Below are 2,543 nucleotides of genomic sequence, written 5' to 3'. Positions count from 1 at the left end.
CGTCGAGGCGCACGAGCGCCAGCTCGCAGGGGCGATGATGATCGACATCCGCTCGGAGAGTGCGAGGGAGCGACACGGCATCGTCCCCGGTTCTGTGCATATCCCCCGAACCGTGCTCGAATGGCGGCTCGACTCCGCAAGTCCGTGGGCCAACCCGCACATCGACATCGATCGGGCGCCACCGATTCTGCTCTGCGACCACGGCTGGTCGTCGAGCCTCGCTGCCTCGACGCTCCGGCGCCTCGGCCACGAGGGGATCGGAGACGTGATCGGAGGCTTCGAGGAGTGGAGCGCGGCCGGCCTGCCCGTTGCGCATGTCGCATCGGAGAGCCTGGCAGCGAACGAGCTGCCGGGAATGGCGCCTCCTGCAGGCGCGCCTGAGACTCGGCGACCGTCGATCGAGCAGAGAAGGCACTGGGAGTCCACGCTCGGTGAGCGACCCGATCGATACGGAGTCGCGGCGAGTGAGCCCGCTCGCGCCACGCTCGAGTCGCTTCGTCAGGGCCGTGCGCAGGATCTGCTCGAGCTGGGAGGCGGCCAGGGCCGCGACACCCTCTTCTTCGCCAGGGCCGGGCTGGCGGTGACGTCCGTCGACTTCGCTCCGGTCGCGGTCGCGACGATCGCCGAGAAGGCGCGCGCCGAGGGAATTGCGGAGCGGGTCTCGAGCGTCGAGTGTGACGTCAGGCAACCGTTGCCCTTTCCCGACCAGAGGTTCGACGCGTGCTACTCGCACATGCTGTTCTGCATGGCGCTCAGCGAGTCGCACCTGCACGCCCTCGCGAAGGAGGTGTGGCGGATTCTGCGCCCGGCTGGTCTCTGCATCTACACGGCCCGGACATCGGTCGATCCGGACTATGGCCGGGGCACGTCTCTCGGCGGTGATCTCTATGAGCTCGACGGATTCGTGGTGCACTTCTTCACGCGCGACCTCGTCGAGCGAATCGCTGCAGGGTCTGCGACCGCATCCTTCGAGCTGCTCGACGTCGAGGAGTTCGAAGAGGGGGGGCTTCCCCGCCGGCTGATCCGTGTCACGATGCGACGGCCCGTGTGAGGCAGCAACCCTTGCTGAAGTGTTACTACCGTCGCGCCGGGTCGCCGGCTACTGGTAAAAAAGGTTGACCGTGAGCCGCCTTCGACTCCTGCTGCGTGACGAGGCGCCGCTTCCAGTCCGCTCGATCTACGCCGCGGACGGTTCCGCCTCTCCCTTGAAGCGGTCGCTCGCCAATGCACCCGATCTCCTCGAGACCCTCCTGCCATTCCTCGGTCAGATCTACGACGAGGGTGCTGTCGATCTCGCGACGAAGGAGCTCGTCGTCGTCCGGGTGTCGCAGTTGAACGCCTGCCGGTACTGCCTCGCGGCGCACCGACCGCTGGCACTCGAATCCGGCGTCGACGAGGAACAGCTTGCCGCCGTGTGTGACGAGATCCCTCTGGGCGTTCTCGCGGAACGGGAGCGGACGATCATCGAGTGGGCCGATCGCTATGTCCTCGATCCCGGCGCGATCACTGACGAGCTCGTTGCACGTGTGCTCGACCACCTCCGCGACGACCAGATGGTGGAGCTCGCGATCCTGATCGGAGCCACGCAGATGCTCAACCACTTTTGTACCGCCTTCGACGTTCCACCCACAGCATGAGCACGCAGGCGACGCTCGAGACCGCCGTCGAGGAAGGGCGCTGTGGCGACCGGCTGTGGCTCTACGCGACGTACCACTGCAACCTCGCTTGTGGGTACTGCCTGACGGAGTCGATGCCGGCGATCGCCAACCGGCGAACGCTGTCGGCCGAGACGATGATCCGCACCGTGCGGGAGGCTCGTGAGCTCGGCTTCGGTGCGATCGGGATCACCGGTGGGGAGCTCTTCATGCTTCCCCATGCTTCCGAGACGCTGGCCGAGATCGCCTCGATCCTTCCCACGGTTGCTCTGACCAACGCGACGCTCTTCACGGACCGGCTGTTGAACCGGCTCGAGCCTCTCGCGGAGCTCGACATCGCGCTCCAGATCTCGCTCGACTCGGATCAGCCCGATCGAAACGACGCGTTCCGTGGTCCCGAGAACTTCGCGAAGGTCGAGCGCGCGATCCCGGCTCTCCTCGAGCGCGGCATCACGGTCAGGATTGCGACGACCGTCGAAGAGCAGACCGAAGACGAGCTCGCCCGACTCTGTGTCCTCCATCGCAGCTGGGGCATCTCCGACGACGATCACATCGTTCGTGGGGTAGTGCGCAGAGGACGCGCCGAGCTCGCCGGGATGGGAATGACGCCGGGTGTCACGGACATCCTGCCAGAGCTCACGATCACGGCGGACGGCGCCTTCTTGCATCCGTTCGGCCCGACGGTGCGGCACGGGGTCACGGATCTCGATCTGCTCGTCTCACGTCAGGTGGCGCCGCTCGAGCGAGCGGCCGAGCGTTTTCTGCGGCTCGTCTCCGACCAGCCAGTCGGAACCGACGTGGCGCGCAATATCAGGTGAGCTTGACAATGGCCCCGCGGTCGCGGGGCGCAGAGATCACGCTCTCGGGGATGAGAATCCTCCTCGGTCT

Annotated in this window: 3 protein-coding genes; all 3 read left to right on the top strand. The window is 66.4% G+C overall.

What is annotated here, in order from left to right; genetic code table 11:
• A partial coding sequence (locus tag ABIR74_RS02310) for a methyltransferase domain-containing protein (protein WP_348175000.1) occupies window positions 1-1,051 on the top strand: 1,051 nt, incomplete at its 5' end.
• A gap of 70 nt (window positions 1,052-1,121) precedes the next feature.
• Complete coding sequence (locus ABIR74_RS02305; protein WP_348174999.1) at window positions 1,122-1,637, top strand: carboxymuconolactone decarboxylase family protein; 516 nt, start codon at window positions 1,122-1,124, stop codon at window positions 1,635-1,637.
• Window positions 1,634-2,473: a radical SAM protein gene (locus tag ABIR74_RS02300; RefSeq protein ID WP_348174998.1), complete on the top strand. Its 840-nt coding sequence runs from the start codon at window positions 1,634-1,636 to the stop codon at window positions 2,471-2,473. The genes ABIR74_RS02305 and ABIR74_RS02300 overlap by 4 nt, the downstream gene beginning before the upstream one ends.
• Window positions 2,474-2,543: the final 70 nt, after the last annotated feature.

This window comes from Gaiella sp., from assembly GCF_039915195.1.
Taxonomy (GTDB): domain Bacteria; phylum Actinomycetota; class Thermoleophilia; order Gaiellales; family Gaiellaceae; genus Gaiella.
This window is presented reverse-complemented; position numbering and strand designations above follow the sequence as displayed.

Excerpts from the sequence above, each read along its gene's own strand:
- ABIR74_RS02300 (WP_348174998.1), top strand. The coding sequence starts at position 1,634 with ATGAGCACGCAGGCGACGCTCGAGACCGCCGTCGAGGAAGGGCGCTGT.